We start from the raw sequence: 442 nt of genomic DNA, 5'->3' as shown, positions 1-442 counted from the left end.
TGCGAGACCGCCGTCGGCGACTTGCCGACGATCTCCGCGAGCGCGTTGACCGGCAGCTCGGTGTCGCGCAGGGCGAGGACGATCCGGACCCGCGTCGCGTCCGCGAGCAGCGAGAACACCTCCGCCGCGAGCTCGACGTACTGGCTCTCCACCCCGAAGGTGCACCCCTTCGTATCTTCACGCATACGCAGATACTAACGTAGCGTGCGCCGCCACGGCGCCGAACCCGGGGTTCTCCCCCACAGCCGCCCCGCCGTGAGGAGCAACGCCGGGTTCGGCGGCTCGGGTGGCGGGTGGGTCGGGGCTGCGGCCTCGGCGAGGTGGTCCCGTGCTCGGTACAGGGTTTCCTGAATACAGGAGCGCGTGTACTGTCGGCCCCATGGTCGAGACGGTCACGCTCACCCACACCGCGGCGCTCGCGCGGCTGGGGCACGCCCTGTCG

Annotated in this window: 1 protein-coding gene; it reads right to left on the bottom strand. The window is 71.0% G+C overall.

The window, feature by feature from the left end:
• Window positions 1–185 (bottom strand): ArsR family transcriptional regulator (locus G3I78_RS48540; RefSeq protein WP_164437028.1); only part of this gene is annotated, 185 nt, incomplete at its 3' end.
• Between the last annotated feature and the right edge of the window lie 257 nt (window positions 186–442).

The sequence above is a fragment of the Streptomyces sp. SID13726 genome (assembly GCF_010548375.1).
Taxonomy (GTDB): Bacteria; Actinomycetota; Actinomycetes; order Streptomycetales; family Streptomycetaceae; genus Streptomyces.
The sequence above is the reverse complement of the archived record's forward strand: the minus strand, read 5'-3'. Positions and strand labels throughout refer to the sequence as shown.